Here is a 22,776-nt window from a genome sequence, read left to right on the forward strand (position 1 = left end):
TTGAGGACGGAAGTGCCTTCACCGGCGCTTCACGAACCGCACATGTCCCACCCCCGCTCGTAAGGAATCCCCGTGGCCTCTGCCTCCCACCGCCGGTCCCTCCGCAAGCGCCGCACCCTGATCGTCTCCGCCGCCGTGGTGGCCGCGGGCGTCGGTGCGGGCGCCGTCGTGATGAACGCGAACGCCCAGGCCGTGGACCTGTACCACCAGACGCTCGCCGCGAAGGACGGCTGGGCCTCCTCCGGTACGGGCACGACCGGCGGCACCAAGGCCGACGCGGCGCACACCTTCACCGTCTCCACCCGGGCGCAGCTCGTGAAGGCGCTGGGCTCGGCGACCGACACCACCCCGCGGATCATCAAGGTCAAGGGCACGATCGACGCCAACACGGATGACTCCGGCAAGAAGCTGACCTGCGCGCACTACGCGTCGGGGACCGGCTATGCGCTCACGTCGTACCTGAAGGCGTACGACCCCGCGACCTACGGCCGCTCGAAGCTGCCGTCGGGCACGCAGGAGAAGGCACGGGCCGCCGCGCAGAAGAAGCAGGCCGCGAACATCGTCCTCAAGGTGCCGGCGAACACCACGATCGTGGGCGTGCCCGGCACGAAGGCCGGCATCTCCGGCGGCATGCTCCAGATCCAGAACGTGGACAACGTCATCGTCCGCAATCTCACCTTCGCCGCCACCGAGGACTGCTTCCCGCAGTGGGACCCGACCGACGGCGCCGACGGCAACTGGAACTCCAACTACGACTCCGTGACCCTGCGCGGCGCGACCCACGTCTGGGCCGACCACAACACGTTCACGGACGCACCGCACCTGGACTCCGCGAACCCGAAGTACTACGGCCGTGAGTACCAGATCCACGACGGGTCGCTGGACATCACCAAGAGCTCCGACCTGGTGACCGTCTCCCGCAACCAGTTCACCGACCACGACAAGACGATGCTGATCGGCAGCAGCGACAGCGAGCCGAGCGGCAAGCTGCGGGTCTCGATCCACCACAACGTGTGGAAGGGCATCGTCCAGCGGGCCCCGCTGTCCCGGGTCGGCCAGATCGACATCTACAACAACTACTACGACGTCACGCCGCTGAACGGCTACGCGGTGCAGTACAGCATCAACGCGCGCGCCAAGGCCCAGGTCGTCGCCGCGAACAACTACTGGAAGGTGCCGTCCTCCGTGAAGGTCTCCAAGCTGCTGTCCGGCGACGGCACGGGCGCGATCAAGGGCAGCGGCAACCTGGTCAACGGCACCGCGACGGACCTCGTGGCCGCCTACAACGCCGCGTCCTCGAAGGACCTGAGGACGACGGTGAACTGGACGCCGACCCTGACCGCGGGCCTGGAGACCTCGGCCTCCGCGGTGAAGAACCTGCCGACGACGCTGGCGAGGACGACGGGCGCCGGAGTGCTGTCCTAGCCCGCCCGGCTCACGTGTCGTAGGTCCCGTCCCACGGTTCCGCGAAGGCGAGGCGGTCCGGGTAGAGCTCCGCCCACTGCTCGCCCTCGTCCTCGCGGATCACCAGCCCGAAGCGGACACCCTCGTGGGTCACGCTGAAGGGGCGGATCGCGATGTCCGTGTAGGAGCGGCGCGGAAGGCTGCGGAGCAGGGTCGCCCGGTGGACCTGGGCACGGGTCAGGGGCGAGGCGTCGCCCTCGGGGTCGCGCTTCTGCTCCGCCCATGTGCCGGCGCACCAGATGTCCGAGTCGCGGTAATTGCCGTCCGCGTCGAAGGTGTGCAGGACCGCGTACAGGCGCTTCTGCTCTTCCCAACCCTCCTCGAGGTGGAACCCCTCGGGGAAGGCGTACGTGATCGACGCCAGGAACTGACCATCCGCGTACCGCCCGATCGTCTCGGTGCGGTGCCTCGGCTCGTAGGCGACAGGAATGACCCCGGGCACTGCCATGGCGCAAACCATACGGCTTGGCGGGGACACGGCGATGCCCGGGTCGGTATCCGGACTGACCGGAAACCGCTGCGGCGCTACTCCGGGGAGCCGCCGAAGCGCTCCTTGTACGTCTCCAGGTCCTCGTCCGTCAGCTTGGCGAAGAGGACCGGGGGGACCGTGAAGGGGATGCCGGGGGTGAGGGCGGTGAGGGTGCGGGCCTCGTCGGCGGTGATCCAGCCGGCGGTGTCGGAGGGCAGGGCGAAGGCCTGGCGCATGGCGGCCGAGGTCGCCGGGATGAAGGGCTCCGAGACCACCGCGTAGAGGTGGATCAGGTTCATCGCCGTGCGCAGGGTGAGGGCCGCGCCGTCCTTGTCCGTCTTGATCTCCAGCCAGGGGGCCTTCTCCTCCAGGTAGGAGTTGCCGGCCGACCACAGGGCGCGCAGGGCGGCCGCGGCCTTGCGGAACTGGAGGGCCTCCATCTGCTGCTCGTACTCGGCGAGCAGCCGGGCGATCTCCTCGCCCAGCTTCGCCTCCGCCGGGCCCGGCTCACCGCCCGCCGGGACCTCCTCGCCGAAGCGCTTCTTCGAGAACGACAGGACGCGGTTGACGAAGTTGCCGAGGGTGTCGGCGAGGTCCTTGTTCACGGTCGCCGTGAAGTGTTCCCAGGTGAAGGACGAGTCGTCCGACTCGGGGGCGTTCGCGATGAGGAAGTAGCGCCAGTAGTCGGCGGGGAGGATATCGAGGGCCTGGTCCGTGAACACGCCCCGCTTCTGGCTCGTGGAGAACTTACCGCCGTAGTACGTCAGCCAGTTGAAGGCCTTGACGTAGTCGACCTTCTTCCACGGCTCGCGCACGCCCAGCTCGGTGGCCGGGAACATCACCGTGTGGAAGGGGACGTTGTCCTTCGCCATGAACTCGGTGTAGCGGACGTCGGTGTCGACGTCGTACCACCAGGACTTCCAGTCCCGGTTCTCCGGGTCCAGGTCTGCCCACTCCTTCGTCGCGCCGATGTACTCGATCGGGGCGTCGAACCAGACGTAGAAGACCTTGCCCTCCGCCGCGAGCTCCGGCCAGGTGTCGGACGGGACCGGCACGCCCCAGTCCAGGTCACGGGTGATGGCGCGGTCGTGGAGGCCTTCGTTCAGCCACTTGCGGGCGATGGAGGAGGCCAGCTGCGGCCAGTCGTCCTCGTGGCGGGAGACCCACTCCTCGACCTCGTGCTGGAGCTTGGACTGCAGCAGGAAGAGGTGCTTGGTCTCGCGGACCTCCAGGTCGGTGGAGCCGGAGATCGCCGAGCGCGGGTTGATCAGGTCGGTGGGGTCGAGGACCCGGGTGCAGTTCTCGCACTGGTCGCCGCGGGCCTTGTCGTAGCCGCAGTGGGGGCAGGTGCCCTCGACATAGCGGTCCGGGAGGAAGCGGCCGTCGGTCGGGGAGTACACCTGGCGGATCGCCCGCTCCTCGATGAACCCGTTCTCGTTGAGGCGGCGGGCGAAGTGCTGGGTGATCTCGACGTTCTGCTGCGAGGAACTGCGGCCGAAGTAGTCGAAGGCCAGCGCGAAGCCGTCGTAGACCGCCTTCTGCGCGTCGTGCGCCTGCGCGCAGAACTCGTCGACCGGCAGCCCCTGCTCCTTCGCGGCCAGCTCCGCCGGGGTGCCGTGCTCGTCCGTCGCGCAGATGTAGAGCACGTCGTGGCCACGCTGGCGCAGGTAGCGGGAGTACACGTCCGCCGGGAGCATGGACCCCACCATGTTGCCCAGGTGCTTGATCCCGTTGATGTACGGAAGGGCGCTGGTGATGAGGTGTCGAGCCATCGGGGGCTGCTCCCAGGTTGGTCGTGCGGGTGAGTCGCTTTGCGAGTCTTGAAATCGTATCCGACATGGGTGGGCCGCCCGCTTCCCGTTTTGAGGGTGGGAAGGGGCGGCCTCAGGGGTGGTGCTACGGCGTCACGGGCGCCAGTTCGCCAGGATGCCCTGGTAGATCTCCGTGTCCGTGAGTTCCTTCGGGGTCTCGCCCGCGAGGAAGTGGGACGTGTTGGGGAGCTTGAGCTTGCGGAGGTAGTCGAAGGCCTTGTTCTCCGGGTCGCCGAAGGCCACGAAGGAGAAGAAGACGGCGGGGTGGGTCTTCGCCGCCTCCGTGAGGGCCTGGGTGGCGGGGGTCTTCGCGTCCGGGGCGCCGTCGGTCTGGAAGACGACCAGGGCGGGGACGTCGGGGGAGTTCTTGGTGTGGTGTGCGAGGACTTCCTCGACGGCCGCGTGGTAGCTGGTACGGCCCATGCGGCCGAGGCCGGCGTGGAGGTCGTCGATCTTGTTCTCGTGGTCGGTGAGGGTGAGCTCGCCGGTGCCGTCGAGTTCGGTGGAGAAGAAGACGACGTGCACCGTGGACTCGGGGTCCAGGTGGGCGGCGAGCGCGAGGGTCTGCTCACCGAGGGCCTGGGCGGAGCCGTCCTTGTAGTACGGGCGCATGCTCGCGGAGCGGTCCAGGACGAGGTACGTCTTCGCGGTGGTGCCGGTGAGGTCGTGGGCGGAGAGGGTGGTGGCGGCGGCGTCGTACGCGGTGCGGAGGGTGGCGGGTACCGTCACCGACCGGCCTTCGGCCGGCTCGTCGTTCCCACCTGCGGTTTCGTCGGCGGCGGGTGCCACCTGCGGGGCGTCCTCACCGCCGGCGGCCGCGGCGACCGGTTCCGGCTGCGCGGCGGTCTCGGGCTGCGGCTCCGGCTGAGGCTCCGGCTCCTCGGCGGTCGGCTCGGGCTGAGGCTCGGGGGCGATCTCGGCGACCGGCTCGGGCTCGGGGGCGACCTCGGCGGCCGGCTCGGGCTCGGGAGCGGTCTCGGTGACCGGCTCCGCCGCCTGGGCAGTCGTCGGCTCCGGTTCCGGCTGCGCGGCCGCGGGCTCGGGTTCCTCGGCGGTCGGCTCCGGTTCCGGGGTGACCTCGGCGACCGGCTCGGCCGCCACCGGCTGGGGCTCCTCGACGGACACCGGCTCGGGCTCGGGCTCGACGGTCGGCTCCGGCTCGGGGGCGGTCTCCGCGGCCGCTTCCACCTTGGGCTCGGGCTCCACCACCGGCGTCGGCTCCCCCTCTGGGGCGGCCTCCTCCGTCACCGACGGCTTCTCTTCCGCCACCGCCGACTCCGCTACGTCCTTTTCCTGATCCGGTGCCTCCTCGGCAACCGGCGCCTGCTCGGCCGTCCCCGTGTCCTCCGCCGGAGGCGACTGCTTGGGGACCGCCACGTTGTCGAACGCGGCCGCGACCAGTTCGTGCTCGGAATCGGTGAGGCCGGAGGACGTGCGCGGCTCCGGAACGGTGGCCGTCACCGGGGCCGGCTCGGGCGCCGGCGAGGGCAGTTTCGGTGCCGTCTCCTGCGAAGGAGTCGTCTCCGCACCCTCTGCCTCGGTGGCAGCACCCTTGCGTGATCGGCCGCCGAACGCGTTCCGCAGGAGAGTGAGAATGCCCATGTGCGCACCCCTTCGCATGAGTTGTAGCCCGTCAATCCCTGGCCAGGACGGACACGTAAGGTTAGCGGCCCCGGATTGCGATCTTGGGCAGGGGCGGGTGACGGGATCGCCCGCAGTCAAGACCTACTTCCGGACTTCACCCGCGGGCGCCCTCAACTCTCCTACGTCCATCCCGGGTTCATCCACCGTTCACCGCCCCGCCCCGCTCTCGCACATACGCGCACCTACCGTCCGTCAAGCGAGCTTCAAGGGGAAGCAAGGGGAGAGCAAAAGTGCGCGTACAGCTGCCGTTGATCAACACCACCCATGGGCGGTCCGCCCTGACCTGCCGTTTCCGCTGCGGTGACGCCTGTTTCCACCCGGCGCCCAACACCTCCTCCAACCCGTACGTCGGTGATGTGATCGCCACCGCGCTCAGCCGCCGCTCGATGATGCGCGCCGCCGCCGTCGTGACCGTCGCGGCCGCGGCCGGTACCGCGGGGACCGTCGTCGCGGCCCCGTCGGCCGAGGCCGCCCCGCAGGCCCCGGCCGGGCGGAAACCCGGGGGCAGGGCTGCCCGCGGACTCCGGTTCACCCCCGTCGCGCCGAACACCGCCGACACCGTGACCATCCCCGCCGGCTACGCGCAGAACGTCGTCGTCCGCTGGGGCGAGCCCATCCTGCGCGGCGCCCCCGCCTTCGACCCGGAGAAGCAGACCGCCGCCGCCCAGGCCGGCCAGTTCGGGTACAACAACGACTTCCTCGCGCTGCTGCCCCTCCCGGGCGAGCGCGGTCGGCAGGTGCTCGTCGCCAACCACGAGTACACCGACGAGGTGCTCATGTTCCGCGGCTACGACGCCGCGAACCCCACCCGTGAGCAGGTCGAGATCGCCTGGGCGGCGCACGGGCTGTCCGCCGTCGTCGTGGAGGAGAACAAGAAGAACGGCGCGCTCACCGTCGTACCCCGGCACCACCTCAACCGGCGTGTCACCGCCACCACCGCGTTCCGGCTGACCGGCCCCGCTGCCGGCTCCGACCTGCTGAAGACCTCCGCCGACCCGACCGGCCGCAAGGTGCTGGGCACGCTCAACAACTGCTCCGGCGGCACGACCCCGTGGGGGACCACCCTCCACGGCGAGGAGAACTTCAACCAGTACTTCGCGGGCGCGAGCCGGGCCACCGACAAGCGGTACGGGATCGGGACGGGGGCGAGCGAGCGCAAGTGGGAGAGGTTCGACAAGCGGTTCGACGTCGCCCAGGAGCCCAACGAGGTGCACCGCTTCGGGTACGTCGTCGAGCTCGACCCGTACGACCCGTCCTCCGCGCCCCGCAAGCACACCGCGCTCGGCCGGTTCAAGCACGAGGGCGCCACCGTGCGGCTGACGCACGACGGGCGGCCGGTCGTGTACTCGGGGGACGACGAGCGGTTCGACTACTTCTACAAGTTCGTCGGCAGCAAGCGGATGAAGCACGGGACCTCGCGGGCCGTGCGGGAGCACAACCTCTCGCTGCTCGACGAGGGCACCCTGTACGTCGCCCGGCTCACCGGTGACTCCCCCGCCCTCGAGATCGACGGGACCGGGAAGCTGCCCGCCGACGGGGAGTTCGACGGCAGCGGGGAGTGGATCCCGCTGGTCACCGCCACGGCGAAGGGTGCCGTGTCGCACGTCGAGGGCATGACCGCCGAGGAGGTGTGCGTCTTCACGCGGCTCGCCGGGGACAAGGTCGGCGCGACCAAGATGGACCGGCCCGAGGACATCGAGCCCAACCCGCACTCGGGCAAGGTGTACGTCGCGCTCACCAACAACACCAACCGCGGTGTCGGGGCGAACGCCGCCGCCGACGAGGCCAACCCGCGCAGCGCCAACAAGCACGGGCACATCCTGGAGCTCACCGAGCGGTGGAACCGGGCCGACAGCACGAGGTTCGCGTGGACGCTGTTCCTCGTCGCCGGTGACCCGGAGGACCCGGCCACCTATTTCGCCGGGTTCCCGAAGGACCACGTCAGCCCCATCTCCTGCCCCGACAACGTGGCCTTCGACCCGCACGGCAACCTGTGGATCTCCACGGACGGCAACCAGCTCGGTTCGCACGACGGACTGTTCGGTGTCGCCACCAAGGGTGAGCGGCGGGGCGAGCTCAAGCAGTTCCTGACCGTGCCGACCGGAGCGGAGACCTGCGGTCCGCTGGTCCAGGACCGGCGCGTGCTGGTGGCCGTGCAGCATCCGGGGGAGATCAGCGGAGCGACGGTGGAGCAGCCCGCGAGCACCTGGCCGGACGGACCGGGAAAGATCGTGCGTCCCGCGGTCGTGGCGGTGTGGCGCAAGGACGGCTGCGACATCGGCGTCTGAGCCGGGCAGGGCGTCGGCGTGTGGGCCCCGGCGGGTTCGGCGTCTGGGCGCGGCAGGTTGTCGGCGTCTGAGGTCGGGCGGGTTCGGCGTCTGAGTCCGTCAGGGCGTCGGCGTCCGAACCCCGGCGGGTTCGGCGTCTGCGCGCGGCAGGTTGTCGGCATCTGAGTCCGTCAGGGCGTCGATGTCTGAAGCCCGGCGAGTTCGGCGTCTGAGCCCGGCAGGGCGTCGGCGTGCGAGCCCCCGCACGGCGTCGCCCGTCAGGGAATGGCCGGAACCGTCGGGCGTCTCTCGTGGCGCTCGTCCTCTTCCAGCCATTCCCGGTACGCCGGTGCCTGTCGCGCGCTCTCCCAGTACGCCTCCTCCAGTGCGGGACGGACCCCGTCCAGGTCGGTCTCGGTGCGGGCCGCGAGGAGGAGCCGCACGCCGAGCGGGTCGCCCTGGAGGCGCCGTACCGCCATGTCGGGGCGGGGCACGCGCGTCGGCTGGCAGACGGTGACGACCTCACCGGTCGCGACCAGGGCGTCGGCCGTGTGGTAATCGCCGTGCAGGACCACGGGGTTGACGCCCGCCGCGCGGAACATCCGCTGCACGGCGTCCCATTCGCCGTCGACCGTCGGGTCGATCATCCAGCGGTCCCCGGCCAGGTCGACCAGGTCGACCACGGGTTTCGCGGTCGCCGGATGGTCGGCGGGCAACGACACGAACTGCGGCTCGCGTTCGACCAGGACCCGCAGGCACAGCTCTCGCGGGATGCGCAGCGGGCAGCCCTCCACCTCGTGCACGAAGGCCACGTCGAGCTGGCCGTCGGCGACCATGTGCAGCAGGGCGTTGGGGGAGACGTTCATGTGGAGGGTGGGGTCCTGGCCGCGGGCGCGCAGCCGGCGCAGCCAGCCCGACAGGGCCCGGCTCGCGGTGGAGCCGACGCGCAGTTGCGGGCCGCCCGTCGCGGCCGCGCGGGCGTCGGCGACCAGGGAGCGCATCTCGGCCAGCAGGGGGCGGGCCCGGCTGAGGACCAGCCGGCCCAGCGGGGTGGGGCGGCAGCCGGAACGCGTGCGCACGAACAGCGCGCCGCCCAGGGCCTGTTCGATCCGGCGCAGCTGGGTGCTCAACGACGGCTGGGCGACGCCCAGGTGACGGGCGGCCTGGTGCAGGCTGCCGGTCTCGGCTATGGCCACCACCGCGCGGAGGTGTCTCACCTCAAGGTCCATGCGATCGGAGCGTAAGGCGGGGGCAGGGGTTGCACCAGAGGTGCCGAACTCCGGTGATAGGGCCGGGCTATCGCCGGTTGGCATCATCACAGCCGACGCACAGGCACCGACACTCGCATCGACGACTCACCCCCCACCAAGGAGTCTCGATGCGCAAGCACACCTGTGCCCTCACCGTCGCAGCGGTGGCCCTTGGCCTGGCAACGGCCGTTCCCGCGGCGGCCGTTCCCGCGACGGCGGCGCCGGACCAGGCACCCCGGGCCGGCTACACCGCGACCACGACGACGGACACCAGCGCCGCCTTCTTCCAGGCCGTCCTGAGGTCCGTGGCCGAGAAGCGGGCCGCGAACCCGACCGCCGCCGCGGCCGTCACCGTCGTCTACGACGCCTCCCGCGCCCCCACGTTCAGCGCCCAGATATCCCGCAGCACCCAGATATGGAACAGCTCGGTGTCCAACGTCAGACTCCAGGCGGGGTCGGCGGCGAGCGCCGACTTCTCCTACCGCGAGGGCAACGACTCGCGCGGTTCGTTCGCCTCGACCGACGGCCACGGCAGGGGCTACGTCTTCCTGGACTACCGGCAGAACCAGCAGTACGACTCCACCCGTGTCACCGCGCACGAGACCGGCCATGTGCTGGGTCTGCCGGACCACTACTCCGGGCCGTGCAGTGAGCTGATGTCGGGCGGCGGCCCCGGCACGTCCTGCACCAACGCCGTCCCGAACTCCGCCGAGCGCAGCCGGGTGAACCAGCTGTGGGCCAACGGCCTGGCCGCGGCCATGGACAAGGCCCTGCACAAGTCCGACCGCTGACCGCCACCCCCCACCCCGGTGCGGGCCGCCCACCACGAGAGGGCGGCCCGCACCGGCACGCGGTCAGCGCGGTGACGCGATCGCCCGTGCCCGCCAGCTCCTGGCGCACCGGCTCCAGCACACTGCCCGCGGGCCCGGTGAGGTCGGTGCGGACCTCGTAGAGCGACTCCGCCTCGCGCAGGCCCTCCGCCAACTCCCGCAGTTGCAGCGTCACCGCCGGTCGCGAGGCCGATCGCCGGCGGGAGGGTCATGGCGACGGCCGCGCGGGCCACGGCGGCCCGGTTGACGGGTGCCTGCTGCGGTCGGAGGTTCCGCACCAGCCAGTCGGGAGGGGTGAGGCCGATGCGGGACATGGGGTCATTATGAACGCGCCGGTCGTCCCGCCTCGTGCAGCGTGAGGTCCACCAGCAGGGCGCGGTGGTCGGTGTCCGCGAGGTCCAGGAAGCGGGCGTCGCGCGCCGAGAAGTCCGCCGACACCAGCACGTGGTCGATCTGCGCGCCGATCGCCGGGGCGGTGCGGGCGGGCCAGGTCGGTGTGCGGCCGGATCCCGCGAGACGGGCCGCGTCGCGCAGACCGGTGTCGAGGATCGCGCGGAAGGCCGCGTGGTCCTGGGAGGCGTTGAAGTCGCCGGCCAGGACGGTCGGGCCGGACCCGGCCGAGGCGGCGAAGTCCCGCAGCTCACCCAACTCCCGGCGCCACAGATCCACTTGTCCGGGAAGCGGGGGCATCGGGTGGGCGAGTTGCAGGCGTACGGCGTGACCGTTCACGTCGGCGACGGCCCCCGGCATGCCCATCGTGGCCCGGATCCCGGGCGCGGCCTTCAGGGGATAGCGGCTGAGGAGGACGGACCCCGTGGAGCCGCCGCCCGCCACGGACCGCCGGTAGGGATGGCTCTCGGACAGGGCCTGCCGCAGTCGCGCCGAGCAGCCGTACTCGCACTCCTCCACGAACACGACGTCCGGTCTCTCCTCGCGCACGGCGGCGACGAGGGCGTCGGTGGCCTGCCCGAACTCGACGTTCGAGGTGAGGACCGTCAGTGAGGCGATGGCCCGTCCGTCCGGTTCCGTGCCCTTGCCGTAAGGCGCGATGAACCATGCCAGCAGCGCCAGCACCGCGGCCGCCCAGATCGTCCCGGGCCACCAGCGGGTGAGCAGGGCGAGGGCCAGGCCCGCCCCCGCGGGGGCGAGCAGCCACGGGAGGAAGGCGAGGAGCTGGGGGACGGGGGTGATGCCGTCCGTGTCGGCGAGCCGGCATCCCAGGACCACACTCACGGCGGCGAAGAGCAGGGCGGCGGTGCTGATACCGAGTCCTCGGCGGGTCACCGTCCCGAGCCTACGAGCGGGCGTCGACCTTCGCCAGGAACCGGCCGAGCACGGTGTTGAACTCCGCCGCCCGTTCCAGGTTCGGCAGGTGCGCCGCCCCCTTGATGACATGCAGTTCCGAGTCCGGGAGCAGCGTGTGCATGGCCTCGGCGTCGGCGACCGGCGTGTAGGTGTCGTCGGCGCCCACCGTCACCAGCGCCGGGACCGTGACGCGGGTGAGCAGTTCGCGGTAGTCGGGGCGGGCGGCGCGGGCGCGCAGGGCGGCCGCCGCGGACTCGGGGCGGGTGGCCGTCATCATGCCGTGGACGTGCGCCCTGACCTCGGGGGAGGCGTACGGCGCGACCATCTTCCCCAGCACCTCGTCGGCGTACCCGTGCATGCCCTCGCGCAGCAGCCGGTCCGCCATGGCGTGCCGGGCCCGCACGCCCTCGGGGGTCTCCACCGCCGCGAAGGTGTCGGCGAGGACCAGGCCCCGGATCCGCCCGGGGAAGCGCCGGTAGCAGTCCATGACGATCTGGCCGCCCATGGACAGGCCCGCCAGCACACAGGCCGGCACGCCCTGTTCGTCCAGCAGCGCCTCGATGTCCTCGGCGAAGTCCTCGAAGAGCTCGACGGGGGCCCCGCCGGGTGCGGTGCCGTAGCCGCGCAGGTCGGGGGCGAGCACCGGGCGGGAGGCGGAGAACGCCTCGATCTGCGGGCGCCACATCGTGTGGTCGAAGGGATGGCCGTGCACCAGGACCAGGGGGATCGCCGTCATGCCGCCGACCCTAGGTCGGCGCAACATCTCGGTGCAATAAAATCTTTGCCCTCAGTGCAATCACAGGGGGCCCCCGTGCACGACTACCGCCGTATCGCCGACCGCATAGCCGCCGACATCGCCACCGGACGGCTCCGCCCGGGCGAACGCCTGCCCCCGCAGCGGAAGTTCGCGCGCCGGCACGGGATCGCCGCCTCGACGGCGGAGCGCGCGTACGGCGAACTCGTACGGCGGGGACTGGTCGTCGGCGAGGTCGGACGCGGCACCTTCGTGAAGGCCACCACCCCCGTGCGGCCCGGCAGGGGGCTCATCGAGGACGCCGGGACGCCCGTCAACCTGGAGCTCAACTACCCGTCCGCGGAAGGCCAGTCCGAACTCCTCGGCGACGCCCTCGCGCCCCTGCTGCGCCCCGACGTGCTGGCCGAGGCGCTCCGCCCGGCCGCCGCCACCGGCACCCCGGCCGCCCGCGAGGCCGCCGCCGCTCTCCTGACCACCCCCGGATGGTGCCCCGACCCGTCCCGGATCCTCTTCACCGGCAACGCCCGCCAGTCCGTCGCCGCCGCCCTCGCCTCGCTGGTGCGGCCGGGCGGCCGGGTCGGGGTCGAGGAGCTGACGTATCCGGTCGTCAAGGAGATCGCGGCCCGGCTCGGCATCACGCTGGTGCCGCTGGCCACGGACGAGGACGGCCCGCGCCCGGAGTCGGTGGCCGCCGCCCACCGCACGGCCCCCCTGTCGGCCCTCTACGTGCAGCCGACCCTGCACAACCCGACGTCCGTCACCATGAGCCCCGGGCGCCGCCGCCAACTCGCCTCGGTGGTGGCCGACCTGGGCGTCCCCGTCGTGGAGGACCGCATCTGGTCCTTCCTCGCGGAGGCCGACGACCCGTTCGCCGCGCACGCCCCCGACCTCACCCACGTCGTCGACGGCCTCTCCAAGCGGGTCGCGCCCGGGCTCACGGTCGGCTTCCTCGTCGTACCGCGGGAGCGGGTGGACACGGTGGCGGACGCCGTGCGGTCGGGTGGGTGGAGTGCGGGGCGGTTCGCGCTGGAGGCGGGGGCGCGGTGGACGGCGGACGGGACCGTGGCGCGGCTGGTCGAGGCCAAGCGGGCCGACGCGGCACACCGGCAGCGGGTGCTGGCCGAATGCCTGGACGGGTTCGCCGTACGGTCCGATCCGCGCGCGTACTACGCCTGGTGGCAACTCCCCCTCCCCTGGCGGGCGGACACCTTCACGGCCGCCGCCGCGGCACTCGGTATCGCCGTGACGCCGGGACCCTCCTTCGCCGTCGACCCGAGCCGCACCCCGGACGCGGTCAGACTTGGGCTCGCGTCGGCTGCGGTGCCGGATCTGGAACGGGCACTGCGGACGCTCGCCGGGCTCGCAGCGAGCCGTACCGACCGCTGAGCCAGCAGCTCAGAGCCACCGTCAGGCCGAGCGCCACCAGCAGCCAGGAGACCGTGCGCAAGGTGGCCGTCAGGGCGTCGTAGACGGCGCCCGCGGCCGGGCGGCGCACCGGGTCGGGCAGATCGGTCAGGGTGAGACGGCGGCCCACGGCGACGGCGAGGCCGAGCAGAGCGCCGCCGAGAGCCGTGCCGAGGGCGGTGGCGGTCAGGGCGCGGCGGCGGCAGGCGGCGACCGCGATACCGGCGGCGGCGAGGGCCGCGGCCGTGACGGGCAGCCAGAAACCGGCGACTTCGAGCACGTCGTAGCCCTTTCGGAGACGGTCCAGTTCGGCGGCCGGGAGCACGGCGACCCGGGTGCGGGGCAGGTCCAACGACACGTGTTCGTAGGCCAGTCGGTGCTCCACCTCGGCCAGGTCGACGGTCACCTCGCGACGGCTGTCGTCGTGCAGCGCGCTCAGCACGGCGTCGTGCACGGCCCGGTTGCCTGCGTCCCACGCGGCGGGGTAGGCCGGGGTGCGGGCGAAGTCGTGCACGAAGGGCTGCAGCGGCCCGTCGACCTCGTCCTCCATCGCGTCCCGTACGGCGGGGTCGGCGGCCGGCGGTGCCATCGCGCCGACGTACCGGCCCGGATCGGCGATGCCGTACGCCGCCCAGGCCGCCGGCGCGCCGAAGGGCACCAGGAGACAGGCCACGGCGATCAGGGCGGCCGACAGGGCGCCACGGACACGGGAGGTCACCCCTTCAGGCAAGACCGCCGAAGGCGGCCGCGCGAGCCGTGGAGCTGCGGATTAGGCCCTCCGGTGGAGGGTTCACCCGAACGGGTGTCTCATGGATCAAGGGGGAACAGGGGAGAAGGAGGCCGATCCATGCGCACCACTACGGCCCTGCGGACCCTGGCCGTGGCCATGCTCACCGGCGCGACGCTCGCCGTCCCGGCGGCGGGCACGTTCGCGGCGGCCCCGCCCACCCAAGCCGAAGGCCACGGTGGCGGCGGTCCGATCTGGGGCACCATCGTCTCCCGCACCACGCTCAACGTGCGGGACGCGCCCACCACCCACTCGGCGATCGTCGACCAGCTCGCACCGGGCAGTCAGGACCGCATCGAGTGCATGGTCCGCGGACAGAGCGTCAACGGCAACCCGTACTGGTACTGGTTCACCGGTGCCGAGGGCTGGGTCAGCGCCGAGTTCGTCGACACCGCCGGACGTTCCGTGCCGACCTGCGCGGACCCGTGTCCGCAGTGGAAGAACGACACCTGGAACAACGCCGACTGGAGCGACCCGAACTGGGACTCCGGCTCCGACTCCTGGGCGGCTTCGGGCTCCGTGACCTTCAGCTTCTCGGGCTCCTGGACCTGGACCGCGACCGGATGAGGCAAGCGCGTGGGCCCCGGCCGGCCGGCCGGGGCCCACGCGCTTGCGCTAGCTGATCCGGTTGCCCTCGGCGTCCTCGTGTGTGTAGTAGCGGTAGAAGAACACGACGAAGACGCCCGCCGCGACCGCCAGCCCCAGGACCGTGGAGCGCAGCACGCTCTCCCCGGTCTGGCTGTACAGGAACCCGACGGCCGCCCCGGCGAAGCCGGACTTCACGGCCGAGTGGAGTTCCCGTTCCAGCAGCGGGGCGAACGTCGCCACGGCGATGCACAGCACGATGAACGCGACCGCCGTCACACAGCCGAACAGCACGTTCCAGCCGGTGATCGGCCCACCGTCACGGCGGTTCGCCGCGGCCCAGTAGCCGTAGACCAGCCCGAGCACGACCGGGACGCCGTACCTGGCGGCCGTGTGCACCTTGGCGCCGAAGACGTCGGGTGTCCGGGCGAACCCGCCCGCGGGTGCCGCATGAGCCATGAGAGCACTCCTCTCTCCCCACCCCGATACGCCCCCGAATACCAGAGCACACCTGGGAAGGGGCCCTGGCAAGTCGAATGCCGTCCTCGCGGTGCGCGGGGCCGACGAGCGGGCAGGAAAGGGACGTTTGCCATCCTGACAACTCCTCTTCGCAGCCGCAGCGGTTACGGTGCTGCCGTAAGTGATCGACGGGGGATGGGGAGGGACCGATGCCCGGAACCGTGCTGTTGCTCGCCGCCTCACCGGTGGGCAGGAGCCGCCTGGTGGACGCGGCGTCCGTGCTTCCCGTCCTCGCGGCCGTGCCGCCGGCCGTGCTCTCCGGCACCGACACCGCCAACGTCGTCGAGCTCGCCGACCCCCTGGAACCGCAGGCCGTCCTGACCCGGCTGCGCGCCGTCGCGGCCGCACCGGGCCCGCTCACCGTGTTCATCGCGGGCCAGCTCGCCCTGGACCGCCGCCAGCACCTGCCGCACCTCGCGCTGGCCCGCACCACGCCCGCCACCGTGCGCTACACCGCGCTGCCCTGGCAGTGGATCCGCGAGGAGTTCCGGCTGCGTCCGCCGGGTTCGACGACCCTCTTCCTCGATCTGCACGCCGACCCGGAGACCTGGGGCCTGCTGCGGACGCACGCGCTCGACTCCGGGCGCAACAACGCGGTGTTCGGCCGGATCGCACCGCCGCCGTCCCGCCGTACGGTGGCCGCACCGGCGTACATGAAGACGATCGCGACGATTCTGCGCAGCGGTTGGCGTCCGCCGGTGGAACAGTTGCATCAGCAGGCGTTCACCCGGCTGGGCCCCGACGCCTACGGGGACGTGGTGCTGTCGGCGCCGCCGATGCCGGTGGCCGCTCCCGCGGGCTTCGCCGCCAGGCCTCCTCATCCGCCCCAACGGCCTCGCCCCCAGGAGCCGGACCGGCCGGTGGTCCCGGTGGTCCCGGTGGTCCCGGCCCAGCCTCCTCAGCAGCAACCGGTGGATCCCCACACGTACATCGCCGCCGCTGTCCAGGCCGGACGGCACCAGGACGCCGACGCCGTCGCCGGCGCGCACGAGGAGGCCGCCGCACGGGCTCACGGACCCGCCTCCGAGCAGGCCCTGCACTGGTCCGAAGTCCGGGCGGATCTCTCGATGTTCGCCAAGGACTCGGCGCGCAGCTGCCGGATCTGGCTGACCGTGGCCGAGACCCGGCTCGCCGCCGGACAGGCCCCGGACTCACCGGCTGTGGAGAAGGCCGTCGACCGGGCCCACCACCAGTGGGGCCAGGTACGCGACAAGGCCCGGGCCCAGGAACTCGGCGCCCTGCTCGCCCCGTTGCGCACCCGCGTCCCGGGCCGCCGCCCCGGCGCGCTGGAGAACGTGCGCAAGCAGCTGCGGGAGCTGCAGGCGACCCCGTTCTAGCCGAGCATCGCCAGCGCCCCCGACACCAGCGTCCGCACTCCCGGCGCCACCGTCGACAGGTCCGGGGCGAAGTGGGGGCTGTGGTTGCTGGGGACGGCGTCGAACTTCTCCATCAGGTCCGCACCCGGCGCCGCGTCCCACACCGCCGCCGGGGTGCAGGTCACGAACCAGTAGGAGTACGGGAGTGCGCCGGGCGCGAGCAGGGAGAAGTCCTCGCTGCCCATCGCCGGGCCCGGGTCGAACACGGTGCCTTCGCCAAAGACCTCGCGGTGCACGGCGGCGATCCGGTGGTCGGTGTCCGGGTCGTTGACGGTGACCGGGAACGAGCCGCCCAGGGTCACCTCGGGCTCGCGCGGGCAGCCCGCCGCATGGCACTCGCCCTCGGCGATCCGGCGGATCGCGGCCAGCATCCGGTCCCGGACCGCCTCGGACTGGGTGCGCAGATTGAGACAGATGCGGGCGGTGGCGGGGATGACGTTCGCCGCCGTGCCGGCCTCGATCCGGCCCACGGTCAGCACGGCCGGCTCGCGCGGCTTGATCTCCCGGCTGACGACCGTCTGCAGACGCGTGACGATGTAGGCGGCCGTGACGACCGGGTCGACCGTCGTCTCGGGGCGCGAGCCGTGCCCGCCCCGGCCGTGCACGACGATCTCGACGTCCGTCGTCGCCGACATGATCAGCCCGGGCACGTGCGGGTACAGGCCCGCCGGTCCCGGGGCCGCGTGCTGCCCGAGCAGCACGTCGGGGCGCGGGAAGCGGTCGTAGAGCCCGTCGGCGACCATCGCGGCCGCCCCGCCGCCGGTCTCCTCGGCTGGCTGGCCCACCAGGAGCAGCGTTCCGGACCAGGTGTCCCGGCCGTCCGCGAGCGCCCTCGCCGCGCCCGCGAGCCACGTCACGTGCAGGTCGTGCCCGCAGGCGTGCATCACCCCGGGCCGCTCGGAGGCGTACGGCAGCCCGGTCCGCTCCTCGACCGGCAGCGCGTCCATGTCGGCGCGCAGCAGGACGGTCGGCCCGTCGCCGTTGCGCAGGACGCCCACGACGCCGGTGCCGCCGACGCCCTCGGCCGTCTCGAAACCGGCCGCCTTCAGACGCCCGGCGAACAGGGCCGCCGTCCGGTGCTCCTCGAACGCCGGCTCGGGATGGCGGTGCAGGTCCCGGTAGAGGTCCTCCAGGTCGGGGACCGGGAGGTCCGCGGTGAGCATCAGTGCGGTGCGGGCGGCGGCAGAGGTCATGGCGATCAGGGTGTCACCCGGGTGGGGGTCTGACCATGGACGCCGGGTACCGGGAGATCCGCCGACGGAACTTGGTGGAACCTTTACCCGGGCGCGTCCGTTGACCGGATGAGATCACTCAGACGAGTACCGAGGTGACGTCAATGGCACTGTTCGACCGGCTCAAGGACCAGGCCAAGAACCTGCAGCAGCAGGCGCAGGGCGCACGCGGCACGACGACCGGCGGTGCCGGACACGGCGGCGCGGGGCACGGCGGTGCCGGACACGGCGGTTCGCGAGGCGGCGGTTCGCGCGCCCAGCTCGTCGGCGTGCTGAAGACCCAGCTCGGCTCCCTGAAGACGGAGCTGAAGAGCGGCGCCTACCGGGACGCCAGCATGGCGATGTGCGCCCTGGTCGCGGCCGCGGACGGCCAGGTGGACGCGGCCGAGATGCAGCAGATGGAGTCGCTGATCCTCGGCAACGAGGTGTTGCAGAACTTCCCGCCGGAGCAGCTGCGCCAGCGTTTCCACAAGCATGTGGACCAGCTGACCCGCAACTTCCCGCAGGGCAAGGCCGAGGCGCTCCAGGAGATCGCCAAGGCCGCCAAGAAGCCCACCGAGGCGCGTGCGGTGATCCAGACGGGCATCGTCATCGCCGGTGCCGACGGCCACTTCTCCCAGGCCGAGCAGGCGATCCTCAGGGAGGCGTGCGCGGCCCTCGGCGTCCCGCCGGCGGAGTTCCAGCTCTGAGCCCCGCAGCCTCGGGGACATGACGCTCGGCCCGGAGACCGTCGGGAGGTGACGGTCCCGGGCCGGTCTCATTCCGCCGTGTGTCCGGATGCCTGCCGCACCTGCTCCGCCTGCCCGGCCGGTCGCTCCCCCGACGCCTTCGTCGGCCCCGCGTTGGCCGCCAGGACCAGCGTGGCCACGGCCACGACCGCGGCGGCGAAACCCCTGGCGTAACGCGCGGTGGTGCTGGTGCGTTCGAGCACGGCGACCTCGCAGCGGTGGCGGTGAGTACCCATGGCGGTGACGGCGTATTAAGCAGGGTTAATACGCCGTTTAACCTAGGGGCTGCGGGAGCCGAACGGCAAGAGGGGCTTGGGGAGTTGGCCATGTCGGAGCGGGACGACCCGGGCGTCATCGGGCGACGGGTGCAGCAGCTGCGGGTCGAACGCGGGCTGACACAGAAACAGCTGGCCGAACCGGCCTACACACCGGCCTACATCTCCACCCTGGAGTCCGGGCGGGTGCGGCCCTCCGACGACGCGCTGCGGCATCTCGCCGACCGCCTCGGCGTCGGTTTCGACGAACTGGCGACCGGACGTCCGGCCCATCTCGTCACCGATCTGCGCCTGCGCCTCACCGAGGCCCAGCGCACCCTTGCCACCGGGGAGGCCGAGGAGTCCGCCGCGCAGTACTCCCGGCTCCTCGCCGAGGCCGACGCGCTCGACCTCGCCGAGGTGCGGGCCGCCGCCCTGCTCGGACTCGGCGAGTGCGCCGTGGAGACGGGCGAACTCGGTTCCGCACGCCTGTACTTCGAGCGGGCCGAGAAGGCCCTCGGCGACGACGTCCCGCTGCCCGCCCGGGTCCCCGCGCTGCGCGGACGAGCCCTCGCCCACTACCTCACCGGTGAACTCCGCTACTCCGTCTACCTGTTGGAGTCCACCATCGACGAGCTCAACCGCGGTGGCCTCCACGACCCCGACGCCCTGCTCCTCCTCTACGCGAGCGTCATCGGCCCCTACATGGACATGGGCGCCCACGCCCGCGCCGCCCAGGCCGCCGAACTCGCCCTCGCCCTCGCCCCGCAGTCCGGCGACCCCGCCCTGGTCGCCCGGATGCACCGCTCCGTCGCCCGTACCCTGCTCGCCGAGGGCCGCCTCGCCGAGGCCGACGCCTCCCTGGCCAAGGCCGCCGAGCTGTACCGGCAGCTCCAGATCCGCACCGAACTCGCCAACTGTCACTGGATGCGCGGCTACGTCTGCGCGCAGAACGGCGAACTGGAGCGTGCCGAGGCCGAGTTGAGGCAGGCCCTCGCCATGCTCTCCGCCAAGCGGGCCGCCCTCTACTCCAGCCAGGCCGCCGTCGAGCTCGCCGACGTGCTGCATCGGCGCGGCAAGTCCGACGAGGCCGCCGCCCTGCTGCACGACGTGCTCAGCGACCTCAGCTCCGAACGCGGCGCCCTGCACTCCGCCGCCGCCCACCGCCTCCTCGGGATCATCGCCGAGGACGCCCGCGACACCGAGGCCGCCGAGGAGCACTACGTCCGCGCCCTGAGCCTCCTGGAGCGGGCGGGCGCCGCCGGTGACCTGGCCGACCTGTGCCGGCTGCTCGGCGACCTGCTGCGCCGCACGGGACGGGTCGAGGCGGCGCTCGACGCGTACCGGACGGGCCTCGGACACCGCACGGCCCCCGGCACCACCACCCTGGGCCCGGCCCCGGCACAGCCGCCTCTGTGAGGGGGGCGGGCCTGCGAGCGGGGGCCGGGTGAGGGCACGAGGCGCATACGGTCGGCTCCGGCCCCCGGCCTTCTGTGTGGATTCCGCCTGCGAGTAGCGGCGCGGGTGAGGGCGCGCCGGGCAGATGGTCGGCCCCCGGCCCTCCGCCCCGCACAGCCCCTGCTGTGTGGATTCCGGGCCTGCGAGCGGCGGCGCGGGTGAGGGTGCGCCGGGCGGATGCTCGGCCCCCGGCCCTCCGCCCCGCACAGCCCCTGCTGTGTGGATTCCGGGCCTGCGAGCAGCGGCGCGGGTGAGGGCGCGCCGGGCGGATGCTCGGCCCCCGCCCCCCGCCCCCTGCCCCCCGCCCGCACAGCCCCCTCTGTGTCGATTCCGGGCCTGTGCACAGGTCTGTCCGGTTAGCCTGCGCGGGGACGGCAGAGGGCGGGCGGGGCAGGGCGCGTGGAGAACCAGAGGACGGTGGCCGACGGGTTGCGGCTCGTCGTGTGGGGCCTGAGCCGGCTCGTGTACGTCGTGCTCGGCGGTGCCGCGCTGGTCGCCATCGCGACCGTCGCCTCGGTCCTCGGCCCCACCCTCGCCCTCGACCTCTACACCCCGCCCGTCGCCGCCTGGTGGACCGTCTTCACCGCGATCGTGGTCCAGGGAGTGCCCTTCCTGCTGCTCGGCACGGTCGTCTCCGCGGCCATCGGCGCCTTCGTGCCGGAACGGGTCTTCACCCGGCTCCTCCCGCGCAACCAGGCCCTCGCGGTCCCGGTGGCGGGCGCGGCCGGGGTGGTCCTGCCGGGGTGCGAGTGCGCGTCCGTGCCGGTGGCCGGGAGCCTGATGCGGCGGGGGGTGGCTCCGGCGGCGGCACTGGCGTTCCTGCTGTCCGCGCCCGCGATCAACCCCGTGGTGCTCGTCGCGACCTCCGTCGCGTTTCCCGGACAGCCCGCGATGGTGCTCGGCAGGCTGGTCGCCTCGCTCGCCGCGGCCGTGGTGATGGGGTGGCTGTGGGCGCGGTTCGGGCGCGAGGAGTGGCTGCGACTGCCGAAACGATCAAGCGGTACGCCCGCCCGCGGACTGCGGGCCTTCGGCGCCGGGCTCCAGCACGACTTCCTGCACGCGGGCGGCTTCCTGGTGCTCGGCGCCGCGGCCGCGGCGACCTTCGGCATCGTCGTACCGCGCTCGGTCCTGGACCTCTTCACCGGTTCGGCCTGGCTCTCGGTGCTGCTGCTGGCCGTCCTGGCGGTCGTGCTGTGCGTGTGCAGCGAGGCGGACGCGTTCGTGGCGGCCTCCCTGAGCGGTTTCTCGCCCACGGCACGGCTGGCGTTCATGGTCGTGGGCCCGATGGTCGACCTCAAGCTGATCGCCCTCCAGACCGGCACCTTCGGCCGGGCCTTCGCCGTCCGCTTCTCCTCCGTGACGTGGGCGGTGGCCGTGCTGAGCAGCGTGCTCGTGGGGTGGTGGCTGCTGTGAGGCGCTACGGCTCCTGTCTCCTCCTCGCCCTCGTCGGCGCGGCGGTCCTGCGGATATCACTCTTCAGCGAGCTGTATCTCCGGTACGTGCAGGCGGGGTTGCGGCCGTATCTGGTGGCGTCCGGTGGGGTGTTGGTGCTGCTGGGGGCCGCGACGGCGGTCGTACGGCGGGGTGAGCGGGACGTCGTGGGGGATGCGGACGGGCACGGTGACGCCGGGGCCGAGGGGCACGGTGACGTCAGGTCCGGAAGCCACGGCCACGGCCACGGCGACGACCAGGGCGACGACCCCGATCACGGCCACGCGCATGCCGGCGCCGGACCCCGGATCGCCTGGCTGCTCACCCTGCCCGCCCTCGCGCTGCTCCTCTTCCCGCCGCCCGCCCTCGGCTCCTACAGCGCCGAGCGCGAAGCGGCGCAGAGGGCGGCCCAAGGCGTCGGGACCTTTCCCGCCCTGCCCGCCGGGGACCCGGTCGAGCTCACGCTCGGGGAGTTCGCTTCACGGGCGATCTACGACAGCGGGCGCTCCCTGAAGGGCCGTACGGTCCGGATGACCGGGTTCGTGACCCACGGCGACGAGGGGACCTGGTACCTCACCCGGCTCTCCGTCACCTGCTGCGCCGCCGACGCCACGACCAGCAAGGTCGAGGTGCGTGGTGCCCCGGACGGGGCCCCGCCGGTCGACACCTGGGTCACCGTCACCGGCACCTGGCACCCCAAGGGCGCACTCGGCACCGACGGCGCGTGGCCACCGGTGGTGGACGCGAGCGCGGTGCGGCGGGTGACCGAGCCGGCGGATCCGTACGAGAAGCGCTGAACGGGGTGCCGGGGACGCGCTGAACGGGGTTCCGGGGCGGCCGCCGCCGTTCGGTCGGCGGCGGCCGCCTTGGGAGGACGCGCGGCACGTCGCGCGCGGTCCTCCCGGAAGGTCCCCGGCCCGCTCGGGACGGCGGGAGTCGCCCCGGTCGGCGTCGCGGAACGGGGACGTGGAACGGGGATGTGGGACACGGCACCGTGAGCACGGCGCCGTGCTGCTCGGGCGGGGCCCGGTCGGTGGGGAGGGGAACGGACAAGGGCGCGCAGGAGGCTTCAGCACGCGATGCTGTGCGGCCGCTCCCTGACCGTCATCGACGACCGTAATGAATGGGTGCGTGGTCTGTGAAGGGCGCGTGCGGGTTCCGGAGGGCCGAACCCCCGTGCCTGGCGGGCCGCGCGGCGAGGCAGCCCG

Annotated in this window: 20 protein-coding genes; 10 read left to right on the forward strand and 10 right to left on the reverse strand. The window is 72.6% G+C overall.

Going from position 1 to position 22,776, the window contains the following annotated elements; translation table 11 throughout:
• The first annotated feature begins 72 nt into the window (after positions 1 to 72).
• Positions 73 to 1,425 carry a polysaccharide lyase family 1 protein gene (locus IOD14_RS00495; protein ID WP_123990463.1) on the forward strand — a complete coding sequence of 451 codons (1,353 nt, stop codon included), beginning with the start codon at positions 73 to 75 and terminating at the stop codon, positions 1,423 to 1,425.
• Between the two features lie 10 nt (positions 1,426 to 1,435).
• On the opposite strand, the gene IOD14_RS00500 is transcribed toward IOD14_RS00495, so the two are convergent.
• The 3 genes from IOD14_RS00500 to IOD14_RS00510 all read right to left on the reverse strand — a co-directional run bounded on the left by IOD14_RS00500 (position 1,436) and on the right by IOD14_RS00510 (position 5,346).
• Positions 1,436 to 1,912, reverse strand: coding sequence for a hypothetical protein (locus IOD14_RS00500; protein ID WP_123990464.1), 477 nt, complete (start codon positions 1,910 to 1,912; stop codon positions 1,436 to 1,438).
• 77 nt (positions 1,913 to 1,989) lie between these two features.
• Positions 1,990 to 3,705: a methionine--tRNA ligase gene (gene metG, locus IOD14_RS00505; protein WP_212669377.1), complete on the reverse strand. Its 1,716-nt coding sequence runs from the start codon at positions 3,703 to 3,705 to the stop codon at positions 1,990 to 1,992.
• A gap of 132 nt (positions 3,706 to 3,837) precedes the next feature.
• A complete protein-coding gene (locus IOD14_RS00510) occupies positions 3,838 to 5,346 on the reverse strand; it encodes a VWA domain-containing protein (RefSeq protein WP_212669382.1) in 1,509 nt (502 codons plus the stop codon).
• Between the two features lie 272 nt (positions 5,347 to 5,618).
• On the opposite strand from IOD14_RS00510, the gene IOD14_RS00515 reads away from it, so the two are divergent.
• Positions 5,619 to 7,676: a PhoX family protein gene (locus tag IOD14_RS00515; RefSeq protein ID WP_123990467.1), complete on the forward strand. Its 2,058-nt coding sequence runs from the start codon at positions 5,619 to 5,621 to the stop codon at positions 7,674 to 7,676.
• A 257-nt stretch (positions 7,677 to 7,933) separates the two neighbouring features.
• On the opposite strand, the gene IOD14_RS00520 is transcribed toward IOD14_RS00515, so the two are convergent.
• A complete protein-coding gene (locus IOD14_RS00520; RefSeq protein WP_123990468.1) occupies positions 7,934 to 8,884 on the reverse strand; it encodes a LysR family transcriptional regulator in 951 nt (316 codons plus the stop codon).
• Positions 8,885 to 9,033: 149 nt separating this feature from the next.
• On the opposite strand from IOD14_RS00520, the gene snpA reads away from it, so the two are divergent.
• Positions 9,034 to 9,696, forward strand: a complete 663-nt coding sequence (gene snpA, locus IOD14_RS00525) for a snapalysin (protein WP_123990469.1) — start codon at positions 9,034 to 9,036, stop codon at positions 9,694 to 9,696.
• A 360-nt stretch (positions 9,697 to 10,056) separates the two neighbouring features.
• Here snpA and IOD14_RS00530 read toward each other — a convergent pair whose 3' ends face one another.
• Together IOD14_RS00530 and IOD14_RS00535 are read right to left on the reverse strand one after the other, a co-directional pair.
• A complete protein-coding gene (locus IOD14_RS00530) occupies positions 10,057 to 11,019 on the reverse strand; it encodes an endonuclease/exonuclease/phosphatase family protein (protein WP_123990470.1) in 963 nt (320 codons plus the stop codon).
• A gap of 10 nt (positions 11,020 to 11,029) precedes the next feature.
• The gene (locus tag IOD14_RS00535; protein ID WP_123990471.1) at positions 11,030 to 11,776 is read right to left on the reverse strand and encodes an alpha/beta hydrolase; all 747 of its coding nucleotides are present in this window, start codon (positions 11,774 to 11,776) and stop codon (positions 11,030 to 11,032) included.
• Positions 11,777 to 11,851: 75 nt separating this feature from the next.
• On the opposite strand from IOD14_RS00535, the gene IOD14_RS00540 reads away from it, so the two are divergent.
• Positions 11,852 to 13,180, forward strand: a complete 1,329-nt coding sequence (locus tag IOD14_RS00540) for a PLP-dependent aminotransferase family protein (protein ID WP_123990472.1) — start codon at positions 11,852 to 11,854, stop codon at positions 13,178 to 13,180.
• Here IOD14_RS00540 and IOD14_RS00545 read toward each other — a convergent pair.
• The gene (locus tag IOD14_RS00545) at positions 13,089 to 13,916 is read right to left on the reverse strand and encodes a hypothetical protein (protein WP_123990473.1); all 828 of its coding nucleotides are present in this window, start codon (positions 13,914 to 13,916) and stop codon (positions 13,089 to 13,091) included. The two genes, IOD14_RS00540 and IOD14_RS00545, sit on opposite strands and share 92 nt — an antisense overlap.
• Positions 13,917 to 14,045: 129 nt before the next feature.
• Between IOD14_RS00545 and IOD14_RS00550 the strand changes: the two genes are divergently transcribed.
• Positions 14,046 to 14,552: an SH3 domain-containing protein gene (locus IOD14_RS00550; RefSeq protein WP_212669383.1), complete on the forward strand. Its 507-nt coding sequence runs from the start codon at positions 14,046 to 14,048 to the stop codon at positions 14,550 to 14,552.
• A 48-nt stretch (positions 14,553 to 14,600) separates the two neighbouring features.
• Here the strand turns inward: IOD14_RS00550 and IOD14_RS00555 are convergent, their stop codons facing one another.
• Positions 14,601 to 15,029, reverse strand: coding sequence for a hypothetical protein (locus IOD14_RS00555; protein ID WP_123990475.1), 429 nt, complete (start codon positions 15,027 to 15,029; stop codon positions 14,601 to 14,603).
• Between the two features lie 209 nt (positions 15,030 to 15,238).
• Between IOD14_RS00555 and IOD14_RS00560 the strand changes: the two genes are divergently transcribed.
• Positions 15,239 to 16,426, forward strand: coding sequence for a hypothetical protein (locus tag IOD14_RS00560; RefSeq protein ID WP_212669385.1), 1,188 nt, complete (start codon positions 15,239 to 15,241; stop codon positions 16,424 to 16,426).
• Here IOD14_RS00560 and IOD14_RS00565 read toward each other — a convergent pair.
• Positions 16,423 to 17,658 carry an amidohydrolase gene (locus IOD14_RS00565; protein WP_212669386.1) on the reverse strand — a complete coding sequence of 412 codons (1,236 nt, stop codon included), beginning with the start codon at positions 17,656 to 17,658 and terminating at the stop codon, positions 16,423 to 16,425. The two genes, IOD14_RS00560 and IOD14_RS00565, sit on opposite strands and share 4 nt — an antisense overlap.
• A gap of 143 nt (positions 17,659 to 17,801) precedes the next feature.
• Here IOD14_RS00565 and IOD14_RS00570 point away from each other — a divergent pair, with 143 nt between their 5' ends.
• The gene (locus tag IOD14_RS00570; protein WP_123990478.1) at positions 17,802 to 18,386 is read left to right on the forward strand and encodes a tellurite resistance TerB family protein; all 585 of its coding nucleotides are present in this window, start codon (positions 17,802 to 17,804) and stop codon (positions 18,384 to 18,386) included.
• A gap of 68 nt (positions 18,387 to 18,454) precedes the next feature.
• Here the strand turns inward: IOD14_RS00570 and IOD14_RS00575 are convergent, their stop codons facing one another.
• Positions 18,455 to 18,661: a hypothetical protein gene (locus IOD14_RS00575; protein ID WP_123990479.1), complete on the reverse strand. Its 207-nt coding sequence runs from the start codon at positions 18,659 to 18,661 to the stop codon at positions 18,455 to 18,457.
• A gap of 90 nt (positions 18,662 to 18,751) precedes the next feature.
• On the opposite strand from IOD14_RS00575, the gene IOD14_RS00580 reads away from it, so the two are divergent.
• The 3 genes from IOD14_RS00580 (at position 18,752) to IOD14_RS00590 (ending at position 22,365) form a co-directional block, all read left to right on the forward strand.
• Positions 18,752 to 20,098: a tetratricopeptide repeat protein gene (locus IOD14_RS00580; RefSeq protein WP_123990480.1), complete on the forward strand. Its 1,347-nt coding sequence runs from the start codon at positions 18,752 to 18,754 to the stop codon at positions 20,096 to 20,098.
• A gap of 456 nt (positions 20,099 to 20,554) precedes the next feature.
• Entirely contained in the window at positions 20,555 to 21,550 is a 996-nt protein-coding gene (locus tag IOD14_RS00585; RefSeq protein ID WP_249126232.1) for a permease, read from the forward strand.
• Positions 21,547 to 22,365 carry a TIGR03943 family protein gene (locus IOD14_RS00590; protein ID WP_212673170.1) on the forward strand — a complete coding sequence of 273 codons (819 nt, stop codon included), beginning with the start codon at positions 21,547 to 21,549 and terminating at the stop codon, positions 22,363 to 22,365. Before IOD14_RS00585 ends, IOD14_RS00590 begins: the two co-directional genes overlap by 4 nt.
• Positions 22,366 to 22,776: the final 411 nt, after the last annotated feature.

Origin of the sequence: Streptomyces sp. A2-16, assembly GCF_018128905.1 — a bacterium.
Lineage (GTDB): Bacteria > Actinomycetota > Actinomycetes > Streptomycetales > Streptomycetaceae > Streptomyces.